Annotated in this window: 12 protein-coding genes and 1 tRNA gene; 6 read left to right on the top strand and 7 right to left on the bottom strand. The window is 45.7% G+C overall.

The window, feature by feature from the left end:
- Positions 1-111 precede the first annotated feature (111 nt).
- Positions 112-3645 (top strand): pyruvate:ferredoxin (flavodoxin) oxidoreductase, encoded by a 3534-nt coding sequence (gene nifJ, locus ACCC71_RS10475; protein WP_434309574.1) that lies wholly within the window; start codon positions 112-114, stop codon positions 3643-3645.
- A gap of 162 nt (positions 3646-3807) precedes the next feature.
- Here the strand turns inward: nifJ and ACCC71_RS10470 are convergent, their stop codons facing one another.
- Together ACCC71_RS10470 and ACCC71_RS10465 are read right to left on the bottom strand one after the other, a co-directional pair.
- Positions 3808-5760 (bottom strand): zinc ribbon domain-containing protein, encoded by a 1953-nt coding sequence (locus ACCC71_RS10470; protein WP_434309573.1) that lies wholly within the window; start codon positions 5758-5760, stop codon positions 3808-3810.
- Positions 5761-6237: 477 nt separating this feature from the next.
- Positions 6238-6885, bottom strand: a complete 648-nt coding sequence (locus tag ACCC71_RS10465) for a GntR family transcriptional regulator (protein ID WP_434309572.1) — start codon at positions 6883-6885, stop codon at positions 6238-6240.
- 474 nt (positions 6886-7359) lie between these two features.
- On the opposite strand from ACCC71_RS10465, the gene ACCC71_RS10460 reads away from it, so the two are divergent.
- From ACCC71_RS10460 to ACCC71_RS10440, 5 genes are all read left to right on the top strand, one after another.
- Positions 7360-7995 (top strand): hypothetical protein, encoded by a 636-nt coding sequence (locus ACCC71_RS10460; protein ID WP_434309571.1) that lies wholly within the window; start codon positions 7360-7362, stop codon positions 7993-7995.
- Positions 7996-8006: 11 nt separating this feature from the next.
- Entirely contained in the window at positions 8007-8645 is a 639-nt protein-coding gene (locus ACCC71_RS10455) for a hypothetical protein (RefSeq protein ID WP_434309570.1), read from the top strand.
- A gap of 11 nt (positions 8646-8656) precedes the next feature.
- Positions 8657-9472, top strand: coding sequence for a sugar phosphate isomerase/epimerase family protein (locus tag ACCC71_RS10450; RefSeq protein ID WP_434309569.1), 816 nt, complete (start codon positions 8657-8659; stop codon positions 9470-9472).
- 13 nt (positions 9473-9485) lie between these two features.
- Positions 9486-10673 (top strand): Gfo/Idh/MocA family protein, encoded by a 1188-nt coding sequence (locus ACCC71_RS10445; protein ID WP_434309568.1) that lies wholly within the window; start codon positions 9486-9488, stop codon positions 10671-10673.
- Between the two features lie 143 nt (positions 10674-10816).
- Positions 10817-10887 (top strand) — tRNA-Gly (locus ACCC71_RS10440).
- A gap of 380 nt (positions 10888-11267) precedes the next feature.
- Here ACCC71_RS10440 and ACCC71_RS10435 read toward each other — a convergent pair.
- The 5 genes from ACCC71_RS10435 to ACCC71_RS10415 all read right to left on the bottom strand — a co-directional run bounded on the left by ACCC71_RS10435 (position 11268) and on the right by ACCC71_RS10415 (position 16539).
- On the bottom strand, positions 11268-12122 hold the full coding sequence (locus ACCC71_RS10435) for an IS3 family transposase (protein WP_434311840.1): 855 nt from the start codon (positions 12120-12122) through the stop codon (positions 11268-11270).
- A complete protein-coding gene (locus ACCC71_RS10430; protein ID WP_434309226.1) occupies positions 12089-12667 on the bottom strand; it encodes a helix-turn-helix domain-containing protein in 579 nt (192 codons plus the stop codon). The genes ACCC71_RS10435 and ACCC71_RS10430 overlap by 34 nt, the downstream gene beginning before the upstream one ends.
- A gap of 191 nt (positions 12668-12858) precedes the next feature.
- A complete protein-coding gene (locus tag ACCC71_RS10425; RefSeq protein ID WP_434309567.1) occupies positions 12859-13704 on the bottom strand; it encodes a YitT family protein in 846 nt (281 codons plus the stop codon).
- Between the two features lie 13 nt (positions 13705-13717).
- The gene (locus ACCC71_RS10420) at positions 13718-13900 is read right to left on the bottom strand and encodes a chorismate--pyruvate lyase (protein ID WP_434309566.1); all 183 of its coding nucleotides are present in this window, start codon (positions 13898-13900) and stop codon (positions 13718-13720) included.
- A 158-nt stretch (positions 13901-14058) separates the two neighbouring features.
- The gene (locus tag ACCC71_RS10415; RefSeq protein WP_434309565.1) at positions 14059-16539 is read right to left on the bottom strand and encodes a cation-translocating P-type ATPase; all 2481 of its coding nucleotides are present in this window, start codon (positions 16537-16539) and stop codon (positions 14059-14061) included.
- Positions 16540-16546 lie beyond the last annotated feature (7 nt).

Raw genomic sequence — 16546 nt, 5'->3', positions numbered from 1 at the left:
AATTTTGTCCTTTATATAAGAATATATATTTGACTTTTTTTGCCCTTCGTATATAATGAAATGTGGATAGTTTTTGGTAGGAACTATATATCATTAGGAGGATTAAAACCTATGGCAAGAAAAATGAAAACCATGGATGGCAACAACGCCGCGTCTCATGTTTCCTATGCATATACGGACGTTGCTGCGATCTACCCCATTACTCCGTCTTCTGTAATGGCAGAAGTAGCGGATCAGTGGGCGACCGAGGGTAGAAAAAATATCTTCGGCCAGGAAGTGAAGATTGTAGAAATGCAGTCAGAAGCAGGAGCGGCTGGCGCTGTGCACGGCTCTCTGGCCGCTGGCGCTCTGACGACGACCTACACGGCGTCCCAGGGTCTGCTGCTGATGATTCCCAATATGTACAAGATTGCCGGCGAACAGCTTCCCTGCGTGATTGACGTATCCGCTCGTGCGCTTGCCAGCCATGCTTTGTCCATTTTTGGTGATCATTCGGACGTTTATGCCTGCCGTCAGACTGGTTTTGCTATGCTTTGCGAATCCAGTGTGCAGGAAGTTATGGACCTGACCGCAGTGGCTCACTGCGCTGCCATCAAGGGCCGTGTTCCGGTACTGAACTTCTTTGATGGTTTCCGCACCTCCCATGAGCTGCAGAAGATCGAAGTTTGGGACTACGATGATCTGGACGAGCTGGTAGATCACGATGCCATCGACGCATTCCGTAAGCATGCGCTGAATCCGGAGCATCCTTGCCAGAGAGGTTCCGCTCAGAACCCGGATATCTTCTTCCAGGCGAGAGAAGCCTGCAACCCTTACTACGATGCCTTCCCGGCTGTTGTAGAAGAGTACATGGATAAGGTAAATGCCAAGATTGGCACGAACTATAAACTGTTCAACTATCACGGAGCTCCGGACGCAGAGCATGTCATCATTGCCATGGGTTCCGTATGTGAGACCATTGATGAGACGGTAGAGTACATGAACGCTGCCGGCAAGAAAGTCGGCGTAGTTAAAGTTCGTCTGTATCGTCCGTTCAGTGCACAGCACCTGATCGATGCGATTCCGGATACGGTAAAGCAGATCAGCGTTCTGGACAGAACGAAAGAGCCTGGTTCCTTGGGCGAGCCGCTGTACCTGGATGTGGTAGCTGCTCTGAAAGACAGCAAGTTCCACAATGTACCGGTATTTACCGGACGTTACGGCCTTGGTTCTAAGGATACGACTCCTGGACAGATCATCGCTGTATTTAACAATACGGAGAAGAAGAGATTCACCATCGGTATCGTGGATGATGTGACCAATCTGTCTCTTTCCATCGGCGAGGACCCGGTTACGACTCCGGCTTCCACGATTTCCTGTAAGTTCTGGGGCCTTGGTGCAGATGGAACCGTCGGCGCCAACAAGAACTCCATCAAGATCATTGGCGATCATACCGATATGTATGCGCAGGCATACTTTGAGTATGACTCCAAGAAGTCCGGCGGACTGACGATCTCCCACCTGCGTTTTGGTAAAGATCCGATCAAGTCCACCTATTTCATCTCCAAATCCAACTTTACCGCTTGCCACAACCCTTCCTATGTCAGAAAATACGACATGGTACAGGAAGTGGTGGACGGCGGCAGCTTCCTGCTGAACTGCCCTTGGGATATGGAAGGCCTGGAGAAACATCTGCCTGGCCAGATGAAGCGCTATATTGCGGAACATAACATCAAATTCTACACCATCGACGGCATCAAGCTCGGCAAGGAGATCGGACTGGGCGGAAGAATCAATACGATTCTGCAGTCTGCGTTCTTTGTTATCTCCGGCGTGATTCCGAAAGATGACGCGATCAAATACATGAAGGAAGCTGCGACCAAGAGCTATGGCAGAAAGGGTGAGAAGATCGTAAAGATGAACCACGATGCCATCGATGCCGGCGCAACGAACTTTGTAGAGGTTCAGGTTCCGGAGAGCTGGAAGACAGCTGGGGACGAAGAACTGATCGAGAAAGTAAATGGCGACCGTAAGGATGTTGTGGACTTTGTTAACAACGTTCAGAAGCAGATCAACGCTCACAATGGCCAGAATCTGCCGGTTTCCGCTTTCACCGAGTATGTGGACGGCTCCACTCCTTCCGGTGCGGCTGCTTACGAGAAGCGCGGCATCGCAGTGGATGTTCCGACCTGGAATCCGACCAATTGTATTCAGTGTAATTTCTGTTCTTATGTCTGCCCGCACGCTGTTATCCGTCCGATCGCTCTGACCGACGAAGAAGCGAAGAATGCGCCGGAAGGCATGAAGATGGTTCCGATGACCGGTATGCCGGGATATCAGTTTGCTATGACCGTAACCGTGATGGATTGTACCGGATGCGGTTCCTGTGCGAATGTATGCCCTGGCAAGAAGGGTGAGAAGGCTCTGACCATGACTTCTCTGGAGTCCAATATGGGCGAGCAGAAAGTATTTGATTGGGCTCAGACTCTTCCGGAGAAGGAAGAAGTTGCGGCTAAGTTCAAACCTACCACAGTAAAGGGCAGCCAGTTCAAACAGCCGCTGTTAGAGTACTCGGGCGCTTGCGCAGGCTGCGGCGAGACTCCTTATGCGAAGCTGATGACCCAGCTGTTTGGCGATAGAGCATATATTGCAAATGCAACGGGATGTTCCTCCATCTGGGGCAACTCCTCGCCGTCCACTCCTTACACGGTAGACAAGAAGGGCCATGGCCCGGCTTGGTCCAATTCCCTGTTCGAGGATAACGCTGAGTTTGGTCTTGGCATGCAGTTAGCTCAGTCCACGATCCGGAACGGCCTGAAGGCAAAACTGGAGAAGATTCTGGCGGAAGTAGGCGAAGGCGATGTAAAGACTGCCATCGAGAATTATCTGGCTACCTACGAGAACGGCACCGAGAACGCCGCTGCTACGACGGCTTTGATCGCTGCTCTGACGGCTTGCGGCTGCGAGGCTTCTAAGGAAATACTGAAGGATAAAGAGTTCCTCAGCAAGAAGTCTCAGTGGATCCTTGGCGGTGACGGCTGGGCTTACGATATCGGTTTCGGCGGCGTAGATCATGCGCTGGCTAGCGGCCGTGACGTGAACATCCTGGTATTTGATACGGAAGTATACTCCAATACTGGCGGCCAGGCTTCCAAGGCGACCAATGTCGGCGCGGTAGCTCAGTTCGCAGCAGGCGGTAAGGATGTGAAGCAGAAAGATCTGGCGGCGATTGCCATGAGCTATGGCTACGTTTACGTGGCTCAGGTTGCCATGGGCGCCGACTACAATCAGACCATCAAAGCGTTCGTAGAGGCGGAGAGCTACAATGGACCGTCCCTGATCATCGCTTACGCTCCTTGTATCACCCACGGTATCAAGGCCGGCATGAGCAAGGCTCAGACCGAAGAGAAGAACGCGGTTGCCGCTGGTTACTGGCATAACTTCCGCTTCGATCCTCGCAAGGCTGAGGCAGGCGAGAATCCGTTCCAGCTGGATAGCAAGGCTCCTACCGAGAGCTATCAGGACTTCCTGAAGGGCGAGGTTCGTTACACCTCCCTGGCTCTGAAGAATCCGGAGAGAGCAGAGCAGCTGTTCGAGCAGGCGGAAGCCAATGCGAAAGCAAAATACGAGCATCTGAAGAAATTGGAAGAAGTTTACAGCAAATAAGAAGTGATAAAGGACGGACAGCTTCGGCTGTCCGTCCTTTCTTTAATGGCATTCCGGATAAGCGTGGTATCCGTTACCTTCTGCTGCATCGATATGATATATCCAAAAATGTGATGCGTCAAAATCATTGCAGCCATATTTGGTCTTAATCGGTTGCTTCTTTTAGGGGGCAGGATGGGCCTGCGTTTCTGCATTGTCCAAGACAAATCCAGCAGGTGCTTTGGTCGATTTCCTGGCACCATACATATTGATGTAGATCGTCTTATAATGTTGTCCGGAAGGCAGGTATGTATCGTAAATATCAATCATACCGTTGATACCGTCAACGCTTATAGAACCACGGCGATTGTATTTTATTTTTTCGCCGTTGACAGTATGGAGTTTGTTAAGGTATTCCTTTTCGCCGCCAGCAGACATCAGAGCAAGAGTGAAAATCGGTTTTTCGGGAACAAGTCCGAAATCGACATCACCTTCGTTATTGGGCTGTGTCTGGCTATTTGCCTCCATTGTCTTAATGGTTTCTTTCGCCTGCATTTTAAGAATTGCGTTCAATGCTTCCTCTGGAGTCATATCATCAATGCTGGCCTCATCATCTGCCGCTCTTTCTATTTTGTTGCCGCAGTATGGGCAAAACTTACTATCATCTGGTAATTCGTGATTACATTTGTTACAAATCATCTTTGGTTCCCCTTTTATTATTGGGGTACCGCACACATAGCAGAATTTACTATCTGACAGCAATGCCTGACCACAATTCTCGCAAAAAATAGCCGGTTCGGATTTGTCCGACAGTTCCGGAGCAGGTGTATCACAAATTGGTGCATAACTGGCATGATTTGCGGTTTTGGTATTCTTTTTACGGGACTGCACAACTGCAATCACAATTACTGCTGCGATGACCAGCAGCAGTATCACTGCAATTATGACCGAATTATCATTAGAATTATTGTCCGAATTGTCGAAAGCCGAAGCAGCATTGTTGACAGAGTCAATCCCTTCCACATCAGAAACAGTGGGATATTGTACACTGTTGAGCAAACTTTCAAAATCAGAATAAAGTTTATTGGCGCTTGTGCCGCCGAACTGGAACATATATATCCAACCATTATCAATATGAATCAACTGGGTCATTGTAGCCAAAATATCAAGGCCGTAAGCAGTGTAAGAATGGTTGATCTCACCTTTGAAATAGGGTACTCCGTTATATGTAACCGTAGAAATTTTATCTGCGGTTGTATTATACATGGCGGCAATATCAGACTTTGTAAAAGCAGAATTGTTCAGGTCAGCACGGGTATGCCCAACTCTATCGGATGCGGACATCTGCCCCCACATATCAATACTGCCAAAAATTATCATACAACCATCTTCCTTGGTGGAAACAAACTTAACATCAATGAATTCTCTATCTTTCGTGAAATCTTCTTGCTTCCAGTTCGTAGGGACGGTAAATGTCACACCTGAATCTGTATCCGTATGAGTGAATTCATTCGTATCTTCACCCGGGGCGGCAGCCGGCAGAGCATGGTCATAAATAATACTGTCCACAATTGTTTTGATTGTTTCTTCCTGTCTAGAAGATAGACTTCCTTCGTAGGATCGCATTGTAAAATTCATTGCCTTACCATCATATATCGTGTAATACTGCAAGCCATGAACTGCGTTATCTGTGTCGGCAAAATACGATTTGATAAACTTGGTCTGCGAGTGCTGGTAAATTTCATACTTTGGAGCATCGATACCATAGTTGGCATATTGATTTACCAGTGTTGAAGCTAAGATGTTTAGTTCTGTATCGCTATACAAACTGAGACTGTCTGAGTGAGTCTCCACCATTGTAACAACGATTTCTTCGTAGTGTGTATCGGAGACGGCATTCAAATAGATATTGCTTGCCTCAAACTGACGGATAAGCACCGATTTTGTAGTACCAAAATCGCTAAATATTGGGTCGTTGGCAGAGGTGTTTCTTGTGATAACCGAGTAACCTGTTGGAATGGTTACTTGAAGTTCCAACTCATCCAGAGCGTATGTATTTGATGCGGCAAAAGCAGTGTTGCAAGAAATTGACCAAAAAGCAATTATAGTTACTATAACGGTAAAAAACCTTTTCATAATACGATCTCCTTTCCGTTGGATTCTCTTAAAAAAGTGGTGACAAAAACCACGCCCCCCTCTGACGTTGCCAAACAAATCTTAGGCAATCATAAGTCGCCCGCACAATAACTGGATAAACTTTGTGTTTTTGTCAAATTCATATAGTTATTATGCTCAAAAAAGGATATAGCTGCCCCCTTGCGAGAAATAAACAGTCATTCTTATTATAAAATTTGTTTGATAATAATCATTATATCACAACAACTCAAAAAGTGAAGTACATTTTGGGAGAAGTAAGAAATTTACTGTTTTTAAGATGGGAAATTATATGATTTTTGAAATCACGCGGTTGATTTGCACTTGCTGATTGATTTTTGTTGAATTTTCCGAACGTCTTATAAGAAGCACGCTTCGACGCTCTCTTTTTGCGTAGAGAAAAAGTAAGGGGGAGGCCTGCGGGCTTCGTAACTCTGAGCTGGCCTCCCCCTTGTAAACTTAATCCGACAAAATCGAAAGCGCCTTGGACGCAGAGATATGTGTCTGCTCGAAACCGGCGGCTTTTACCGGATCGCCTTTTAAAAGCGCGTCTAAAATTTGCATATGTTCTTCCCGTACACGATCCACTTGATTGTTGAAAAGCGCCATATACCAGAAACGCTGAGATTTATAGATCAACTCCTGGCAGAAATGTACCAGATGAGGATTTTCGCACAGTTGAATCAAAGAACTGTGGAACTCTAAGTCTGCCTGCAAAAAGGTGATATAGTCCTCTTTGGTTTGCCCGGCCACATCTATATTTTGCCATTTCTTTTTTAAAGAGGTCAACATCTCTTTGTGTTTCTTGATATCTCCAAGGGAAATATGGCTGATGATATGAAGCTCGATCAGAGAACGGGCGTCGTAGACGTATTCTAGGTCTTTCAACGAAATCCGGGAAACAATGGTTTTCTTTCTGGGGATAACGGTAATATAGTTTTCATATTGCAGTTCCAGTAATGCCTCGCGGACGGGCGTTTTGCTGATCTCCAATTTTTCGGCAATGTCATTGATGTTGATCGGGGAACCCGGCGGCATAGCGCAAGTGATGATCTGTTTCTTTAAATAGTTGAGCGCAATAATTTTATTATCTTGATTGCTGGCCAATGTGATTCCTCCATTTCTGAAATATGAGCAGAAAATTTCTGTGATAAGATTAGCTCATTTTTGATGGAAAGTCAATAGAAAAGTACAAGAATGAAGATGTGTCTAAGGTGTGAAATATTATAAAGGAAGAAAGATGGCAGAACGGGAAAAGACGTTCGAAAAAGAATGAAAAGATACAAGATAAAAAAATAAGAATAAAAGCTAAAAATGAGAGAGAAACCAAACGTAGTGATTAAAAAAGTAATGTTTTTAGGTGTAGCACAAGAAATGGATTGACAGATTTTAAAAGTAATGATAATGTAAAAACATATCAAGGGATGAATTTAAGACTTTGTGATATATCACATAATGATAAAAGTGAAAAAGTGTTATGACTTATAGGCCTAAAGAGATGGCGATGAAGCCCGAAAACGGTCATGTGTTATAGCACATAATGTAAATAAGAACGTGAAAACTATCGATAGGAGGAGAAACATGAGCATTCAAAAACTGGATTTTGGGCAACCGCTATTTGAGATGGAATACGTGGAAAATGAGGAAAGATATTTTGTAAAACCGAAAAGTATGGTGATCAATCTGGCGGAGAGGAGCCAGACGACGATCTGGATCAAGGGGATTCCGCTTCTTCCTTTAAAGGGAACGATAGTGGAAGGCGTTTGGTTGGAGAACATTGGCCGTGCGTTGGTTATTCTGGATTATGAACGATACGATATTGAAGATCCGGAGGTGATTGCCCGAATTAAGAGCAGTTGGAAGAGCCTTTATGAGTGTTCTGGTATTGAGCGTCATAAAGGAATTCCTTACTTTAAATCGCCCAAGGTGCGTGTGGGCGGAGATACGGAATTGAATGTATGCTTTACCGAAGCGATGGCTCCGTCGGGACCGCATCGGGATCATGATCGGGATTTTGACGAAGTTCACGCGCAGATTCGTGGGTTTGGCAAGATGCAAAAATTTGAGGAAAACGATACCAGCACATTTTATCAGGAATTTATCATGGCCCCGGGAATTGTCCACGACAAGTTTTACAATGAGAAGGGGGAGTACCCGTGGCATCAATACCACAGCATTACCCGCGCCGTTTATATGCCAATTGAAATTGACCGATAGGAGGAGCAGGGATGAGCATAAAGAAATTAGACTTTGCCAGACCTTTTTTTGAGGATGTGGAGTTTGTAGAGAACGAAGCAGCGTATTTTGTAGAGCCGAAGAGTATTGTCATTAACCTGGCCTATAAAACACACGGCGTTATTGACATAGAAGGACTTCCCTTAGAACCGTTAAAGGCGGCGATTCTTCAGGGCGTGGTTATCAACGACGTGGAGCGGGCGTTGGTGTTTCGAAATTATGACCGATACGATGTCACATGCCCGGAAACAGCAGCTTTGATAGAGAAAACTTGGAAGTCTTTGTATGAGTGGTCAGGGCAGGAACACCAGAAAGGAATTCCCTATCATAAGACAGAAAAAATAGCATTGACAGAAGATACCTCGGTAACGGTCTGCTATGCGGCGCCGATGTCCCCATCAGGGCCTCATAAGACCCATGCAAAAGATGTGAATGAGGTACATATACAATTGCAAGGCATGGGAAAAGTGCAGCTGTTTCGGGAAAAGGAAGAGGAGACGTTCTACCGGGAATTTATGCTGGCTCCTGGCAGCGCCCATGATAGGATTTATGGAGAAAACGGAGAGTATCCCTGGCATCAGTACTGCAGTGTGACAGCTTGCATCTATGTGCCGGTGGAGATTGAACGGTAGGGGGGAATCCTATGAAATTTAGCGTGTGCACAGTAGATCGAGAATTAAGCAAGGACGTTCCTTTTCCACTCAGGGGAAATTCTTATGAGGAGTGTGCAAAAAAGGCGGAGCAGTTGGGATTTCATGGAATTGAGTTGCAAATTCAAGACCCAAGGGATTATAATGGAAAAGAGTTGAAGCGGATTTTGGATTCCCATGGCCTGGAAGCTTCGGCTGTGACGACGGGCCTTGCCTATACTCTGGAAGGTATGAGCATGACCCACCCAGACAAAAAGGTGCGGGATGCCACGGTAGAGCGGCTGAAACGTCAGTTGGATCTGGCAAAAGAATTGAATTCTCAGATTTTGATTGGATATCTGCGAGGCAGAAAAGTTCCAGGACAAAGCGATCAGAATTTTGAGGATATCTTGACAGAGACGCTGGGGAAAGTGGTGGAGTATGGCGCCAGCATCGAGACGCCTACGGTGTTTGAACAGATCAATCGGTACGATGGGGACGTGTTTAATTCTACGGAGCGGACAATGGGCTTTTTAGAAAAATTCAACTCAGATTGGCTGCTTTACAATGGGGATACATATCATATGCTGAGCGAGGATCCGGACGTACCGGCAGCGATCCGCCGCTCTTTGTCAAAACTGGTTCTTTTTCATGTCTCGGATGAGGGAAGAAATTTGCCGGATGATCAGCATTTTGATTTCTATCAAGCTGCCCGCGTCCTGCGGGAAGCAAATTATGAAAAATGGGTTACGATTGAGTGCAAACCTTTGCCTGACGTAGAAACGGCTACCCGGCGTGGGATTGAATATTTGAAGAAAGTATTTTGTTAGGAGGGAAAGTGGCATGAAGCAGAAAGTGGATCGTCCAATCGTGGTGGGTATGGTAGGAACTGGCTATGGCTGTGAACTCCATGGAGGCGGTTATGAAAATATGGTGGGAGTTCCAGTCCGCCTGAAAACCGTTTGCGGCGGCTCGAATCGGGCGAAGGCGGAGGCGATGAAAGAACGCTATGGCTATGAAGTTGTTACGATGGATTACTGGGATATCATCCGGGATCCGGAAATCGATGTGGTGGATATCAATACCAATCAAACCCTGCATGTTCCGATTGCCATCGCGGCGCTAAAGGCTGGAAAACATGTTATTTGTGAAAAACCTCTGACTGGTTATGTGGGAAATGGCGAGGACAACATTGGAAAAACGGTTCCAAAATCTGTTATGTACGAGAGTGTTCTGGCGCAGATGGAGGAGTTGCGGACTGTCATGGAAACCAGCGGAAAGAAATTCATGTACGCGGAAAATCAAGTCTATGCGCCGCCAATACAAAAAGCAGCAGAAATTCTTCGGGCTAAAAAGAGCAAGATTGTTTTTATGAACAGTGAGAATACCTTGATCGGGTCCAGTTCGCCGAAGGGAGGCCATTGGAATCAGATCGGCGGCGGCACTTTGATGAGGAATGGAATTCATGGACTGACCGCTATGCTTTGGCTGAAGCGCCAGGAGGCAAAAGCGCGGGGGGAAGAGTTTGGAATTGTCAGCGTAGTGGCGGATACCGGCGTGCAGACAGCGTCCATTGAGAAGGAAAAGCATCGCTATATCAACGCTCATCCGGTGGATGTGGAAGATGTAGCGGTGGTGACGGTGACTTTTTGGGACGGGACAAAGTGTGTGGCGATTTGTTCGGACGCTGTATTGGGCGGTTCCCGCAATACGGTGAATGTCTATGCCCACGATGCTTCTCTGCGCTGCAATCTGAATCCGTGCGATATCCTGAACACTTACTTCATGGATGAAGAGGGCCTGGATGGTGTGCATATTTCAGAGATGCTTCCGCAGAAGACGGGTTGGAATCAGGCGTTTGTCTCAGATGAAATTATCCGTGGCTATGCGGGCGAGTTGAAAAACTTTATGGAGTGCATTGCCTTTGACCGGGAACCGGATTCGGATTTTTATCTGGCCTATGATGTGATGCGAGTGATTTATGGAGCCTACCGGTCAGCGGAGGAAGGAAGAAAGATCGTTTTAGATTAGGAAAGAATAAATGCGGAAAATCCTATGTTTATAGGATTTTCCGCATTTGGTTTTGGGGCATATGGGAAAACCTGTAAAAACACTTGACAAAAGTGAAATTATCGAGGATAATATACGGGTAGCAAATTGAATAGTTTTTTTATGCGGATATAGTTCATTGGTAGAACACCAGCTTCCCAAGCTGGATAGGCGGGTTCGATTCCCGTTATCCGCTTTTTTATTTCAATATTTTATTTCCTGGAAGGATATTCCCATCTTTGGCATATCGTTGTTTTATCTTATTTTCTTTTCTTAGAAAAGCACTGTCTTTGTTTTTTATTTCAGGGATTCGTCAATCAATAACCATGACTTTTAGTTGATCGTGTGTCCTTATCAACGGAAGGTATAATAGGCTTATCAAGGGAGCCGTTGGGGCGATATGCTCAGCCGTCGGACTTTAGAAAAGGGGGCTGGTACTATGGTTACATATGCGGACTTGTTCCAATTTGTGATTATGCTTTGCGCTATAGTAACTCTTGCTGTTTTACTTACACGCAAAAAGTAGCGCCCTCGTCTGATATGTACCCAGAATCCTGGACACATTGATTTTATGAATTAGGCACAACAACACATGGATGTTTCTCTGTATTTTACAGGGGGCATCCATTTTGTTTTTGCCTGAATTCTTACGTTGTTATAATAGTTTATATATTCGTCCACTGCTTTTGCAAAATCTTCAAATGATTCGTACTCTTTCTCATATCCATAAAACATCTCGTTCTTAAGTCTTCCAAAGAAAGTTTCCATGATACAGTTATCATAACAGTTTCCTTTTCTTGACATTGACTGCCTAATACCATGTTCTTTTAAGGTGTTTCTAAAGGAGACATGCTGATACTGCCATCCTTGATCAGAGTGCAATATCAAGCCTCTAACAGATGGAAATTTCTCAAAGGCTCGATTCAGCATACGATTGATCTGTTCCATATTTGGACTTAATGATAAATCGTATGAAATAATCTCATTTGTATTCATATCTAAAATCGGAGAAATATAGCATTTTCCCCATGAAAAACGAAACTGTGATACATCCGTTGTCCATTTTTGTAATGGTGCGGTTGTACTGAAATCTCTATTTATGAGATTGTCTGCAATCTTCCCAACTTTGCCTTTATAAGAATGGTATTTTTCCTTAGGGCGTTTTCCTAACAGTCCCATACTATGCATAAGCCGCTGAACGCGCTTGTGATTGACTTTATATCCTTTGTTCACCAGTTCTTTATGTATGCGGCGAACACCATATCTGCCTTTGTTTTTTTTGAAAATATCTTTGATTTTATCTGCCAACTCCCTATTTCTCAACTCTACAGAATCTGTTTTGCTTAGCTCAAAATAATAGGTTGATTTTGCCATTTCCATTGCTTTTAAAAGGTGTTTTAATTGGTATCCTTTTTCTCGGAGTTCTTTGATGATTGCTGCTTTTTCGCCTTGAGTAGCGCAGCTTGCTTTTCTTCTCTCAAGGCGATCTCTTTTTTTATTACTTCATTTTCTGCTTTAATATATTCATTTTCAGCTCTCAGACGTATCAATTCTTCCCGTTCCGTTTCGTCAAGTGGCCTGGGATTATTAATATTTACCTTTTTCGTTTTCATTTGAGGCTCCTTAGTTGGGCGACCTTTTTTTCTGTTTACCAGACCATTATAGCCCTTTGTCTTATATTTTTGAACCCATTGATAAAGCAGTCCGCCAGTAATACCTGATGAAAATGCTGCATCTTGTAAAGAACGACCTGCAAGGACTTGAGAAACTATTTCAAGTTTTTGTTCTGGTGTCCAATTTTTATTAAAGTTTTTATGTTTTAATACTTCTGGTCCATTAGTATCTTCCATTCTTACCCACCGTCGTATCATATCATGGAAATTTTTTGGTTCTTTAATTCCAATGGGAGTTTCAGGCCATCGGCCCTGACGATACAATTCAATACATTTTCTTTTGTACTCATAAGAGTAACGCATAAAAATACCCTCCTTACTGGTTTTGTCCAGTAAAGAGGGTACATATCAGTCCTGGTAAGATAAGGCGCTACTTTTAGGAATTATCCTGCCGGCGGCTAGGTGCATCTAGCTAACGGCTCTCTTGCTAAGCCTATTATAACTGTTCCGGGTGCCCTCGTCAAGAAAAGCAGGAGGATTTTTTGCACATTTTTTTAATGAGAGAGAAACCCTTTCCCGATGATTTCACTGGAATTTTGGATAAACAAGAACGCATGCGGGTCTACTTTTTTGACGTAGTTTACCAGCATTCGCGTTTCTTTTGTTTTGATCGCCGTGTAGATAATGGTTTTATGGCTTCCGGTGTAAGAGCCGGTGGCCCCAGTCTGTGTGGAACCATGGTGCAGCGTGTTATTGATGTAGTCTACGATCAAATCCGGTTTGCTGCAGACGATGGTAAAGTATTTATTCCGGTTTAGGCTGGCGATCATGCTGTCGATAATCAAAGATTTTACCACCAGACCGGCGAGAGAAAACAAGCCTGTTTCCACTCCAAAAACAAAAAAGGAGGATGCAGCCAGTAAGAGGTCAGTGAGTAATAATGCCATTCCAATATCCAGGCTGGTGTGTTTTTTTAAGATCATCGCCAGAATTTCCGTTCCCCCGGTGGAAGAATCCAGACGGAATAAGAGAGCGGCGCCTGCCGCTGGCACAGCAATCGCATAGACTAACTCCAGGATTGGCTGATGAGTCAAAGGCCCATTCATTGGAGCGACCCATTCAAAGATGGAGAGCAGGATAGTAAAAATAACCGTACCATAGATCGTCTTAATTCCACACTCTTTTCCAAGGAAAACCCAGCCAAGGATCAGAAACAGAATATTCAAAATCGTACTGACCATGGATGCGGAAAGCGGCGTCAATTTGGCGACAACTGTGGCAAAACCAGTTACGCCGCCGAAGGCAAAGTTATTGGGGAATTTAAAAAGATATACGCCGATAGCCACAAGAAGAGCGCCAAAGGTAATAATCGCGTATTCTTTTGCTGTATTGCTTTTCATGTTATCCCTCCGGCTAATCCAACAACGTATATTCTAAAAATTCGCGGAGCAAGCGACTGCCCTCTTGGATATTTTCCGGCAGCAGGGCGCGGGCAACGGAAATCGGTTCTGCATTTTCCTCTTCCAGCCGGCGTAGAAGAGCATAGTCCCCGTCAATTTTTATTACTAGATAAGTGGTTGGCGTCATATCGATCATGAAAAATACCCCTTTCTTTTCCATTTCTTTTTATTATACCCAGTTTTGACATGACACAAGGATACCTGCCTTCCGGATGCAAAAATGGTATCCGAAAGACAGGCATGGCTATTATAGCATGGAGACTTCAATTTTCCTAGCGTTATATCCTTTCTCTATCATTTCTTTTTTGCGCTTTTTCTTAATAAAAGAAGCTGGTGGGCGAAAAGGGGGATTGCCGATAGCGCAAGCAGGAATCCCCATTCATGAAGCGCCAAAGGCGCAGTGCCAAAAATACGGATCAACGCTGGGATTTCCGTAACAGCTACCTGAAGGCCCAGTCCTAGGATAAGAGCCAGCAACATCATCGGATTTCCTAGATGGTCCATCTCAAAGAAGGATTTCCTTTGGTCCCTCATGCCAATGGCGTGAAAAAGCTGTGATACGCCTAAGGTAGTAAAGGCGTAGGTCTGAGCTTTGGCTAAAACGGCAGGGGTCTCTAAGGCCATCCGGAGATTTCTGAGGGTAAGTTCCATATCCAATTGGCCGAGCATCAGGACTGGCAGCATCAGAAAGGCAAACAGACTGATGCCGGCGATCAAAGCGCCGTAAAAACAAGTGCAGAACCAACCGCCATGGGCCATAAGGCTTTCTTCTGGATCCCGTGGAGGGTCTTGCATCAAAGCGGCTTCATCGTTTTTGTCCATTCCCAGCGCTAACGCAGGAAGAGTGTCCGTAATCAGATTGACCCAGAGAATATGGATGGCTTTCAGAGGCATCGCCAACCCAGCCGCCACAGCCGTGAACATGGTCATGATCTCACCGAAATTGGAGGAGAGCAGGAAAAGGACGGACTTTCGGATATTTTCATAGATGCCGCGTCCGCCTGCAATCGCTTTTTCAATGGTGGCAAAATTATCATCGGTCAAAATCATATCGGCAGCCCCTTTTGCCACGTCAGTACCACATTTTCCCATGGCGATTCCAATATCCGCAGTTTTCAAAGAGGGTGCGTCGTTGACTCCGTCGCCGGTCATGGCAGCCAGGTGCCCGGCCTTTTGGAATGCTTTGACGATCCGTACTTTGTGACCGGGAGAAACCCGGGCAAAAACGCGGCAATGTTCGATTTGTTGACTCAGTTCTTCATCGGAGAGCCGGTCCAGTTCCTCGCCAGTCAAACATTGGGACGGATGTTCCGCCAGCTCTAATTCTTTGGCGATGGAGAAGGCTGTATTTCGATGATCGCCGGTGATCATGACCGTTTGAATGCCTGCGTTTTGGAAACGGCGAATGGCTGGGAGAGATTCCGGGCGTACCGGATCCTTCATGCCTGCGAGGCCAAGAAATACCTGATCTTCCGCCAGCGCCAAAACGCGAAGTCCATCGTTTGCCATGGTCTCCACGGCCTGCTCGATCATGCGGCGGGACGCCGCAGTCAGAGGTTTGACAGAACCGTAAGAATTAAATTCTGTACAGTTCGCCAGTACTACGTCGGAAGCTCCTTTTATATAGGAAACAAGACGGCCATTTTTCTTGTGCCGGGTTATCATTCGGCGGGTTTCAGAGGAAAATGGCTGTTCATCGATTCGCGGATAACGAATTTCCAGTGCTTCCTTATAGGTTTTGTGGGACATGGCCCAATCCAGGAAGGCCAGCTCCGTCGGATCGCCAATCCGTTGTCGTCCAGCTAAAAGTGCATTATTACAAAGGACAAAGCCGTCTAAAAGTCGAGAAGGCTTTCGCTCGGAAGCGGAAAAAATTTTTCCATTTTCATAATAGGCTGTGACCGTCATTCGATTTTGCGTGAGCGTACCGGTTTTATCGGAACAGACGACGGAGACAGAGCCCAGAGTTTCTACTGCAGGCATCTTTCGTACAATAGTTCCGGCAGAGGCCAGCCGGTTGACGCCAATGGCCAACACGATCGTTACGATCGCGGGGAGACCTTCCGGAACCGCCGCTACAGCTAAAGAGATTGCAGTGACTGACATTTCCGCCACATCCCTGCCCATAATCAAAGCAAGAGCGAACAAAAGCGCGCAAAGAATCAAAGCCAGGATGCTTAAGGATTTTCCAAGCTTACCCAGACGTTTTTGAAGAGGGGTTTGAATGGTTTCACTCTTATGAATGAGAGCCGCAATTTTTCCAATTTCCGTGTCCATCCCAATCTTTGTTACGACGCCCTCCCCGCGTCCGTCGGTAATGAGTGTGGACATGAAAACAGATTGCCCCGTTGATTTATGTACCGGTAAGGATTCTCCGGTCAAAGCGGATTCCTCTACCGCCAGATGGGATGCCTCGGTCAGCTTTATGTCGGCAGGAACCTGGTCTCCGGCTTCTAAAAGTACTACATCGCCAGGCTGCAAGGATACGGCGGGGACACGACGGACCACATCGCCTTTTCGAACTAAGGCGGTAGGACTCGTCATCTTTTTTAGAGCTGCCAGGGCATGTTCTGCCTTTCCTTCCTGTACAACGCCGAACACGCCGTTAAAGAGGACTACGACTAAGATGACAATAACGTCGCTGTACTCTGACAACAGTAAGGAAATGGCGGCTGCTGCAAAGAGGACGAAGGTAAATGGGTTGTTGAGCTGAGATACAAACTTTTCCAGTACGGAGGGCGGCGCCTCCTCAATTAGGCGATTTTCATTCTTCATGGTACAA

The sequence above is a fragment of the Hominifimenecus sp. rT4P-3 genome, assembly GCF_051055405.1.
Taxonomy (GTDB): Bacteria; Bacillota; Clostridia; order Lachnospirales; family Lachnospiraceae; genus Pseudolachnospira.
This window is presented reverse-complemented; position numbering and strand designations above follow the sequence as displayed.

Excerpts from the sequence above, each read along its gene's own strand:
- ACCC71_RS10455 (WP_434309570.1), top strand. The coding sequence starts at position 8,007 with ATGAGCATAAAGAAATTAGACTTTGCCAGACCTTTTTTTGAGGATGTG.
- ACCC71_RS10450 (WP_434309569.1), top strand. The coding sequence starts at position 8,657 with ATGAAATTTAGCGTGTGCACAGTAGATCGAGAATTAAGCAAGGACGTT.
- ACCC71_RS10470 (WP_434309573.1), bottom strand. The coding sequence starts at position 5,760 with ATGAAAAGGTTTTTTACCGTTATAGTAACTATAATTGCTTTTTGGTCA.
- nifJ (WP_434309574.1), top strand. The coding sequence starts at position 112 with ATGGCAAGAAAAATGAAAACCATGGATGGCAACAACGCCGCGTCTCAT.
- ACCC71_RS10415 (WP_434309565.1), bottom strand. The coding sequence starts at position 16,539 with ATGAAGAATGAAAATCGCCTAATTGAGGAGGCGCCGCCCTCCGTACTG.
- ACCC71_RS10445 (WP_434309568.1), top strand. The coding sequence starts at position 9,486 with ATGAAGCAGAAAGTGGATCGTCCAATCGTGGTGGGTATGGTAGGAACT.
- ACCC71_RS10460 (WP_434309571.1), top strand. The coding sequence starts at position 7,360 with ATGAGCATTCAAAAACTGGATTTTGGGCAACCGCTATTTGAGATGGAA.
- ACCC71_RS10420 (WP_434309566.1), bottom strand. The coding sequence starts at position 13,900 with ATGATCGATATGACGCCAACCACTTATCTAGTAATAAAAATTGACGGG.
- ACCC71_RS10425 (WP_434309567.1), bottom strand. The coding sequence starts at position 13,704 with ATGAAAAGCAATACAGCAAAAGAATACGCGATTATTACCTTTGGCGCT.
- ACCC71_RS10430 (WP_434309226.1), bottom strand. The coding sequence starts at position 12,667 with ATGCGTTACTCTTATGAGTACAAAAGAAAATGTATTGAATTGTATCGT.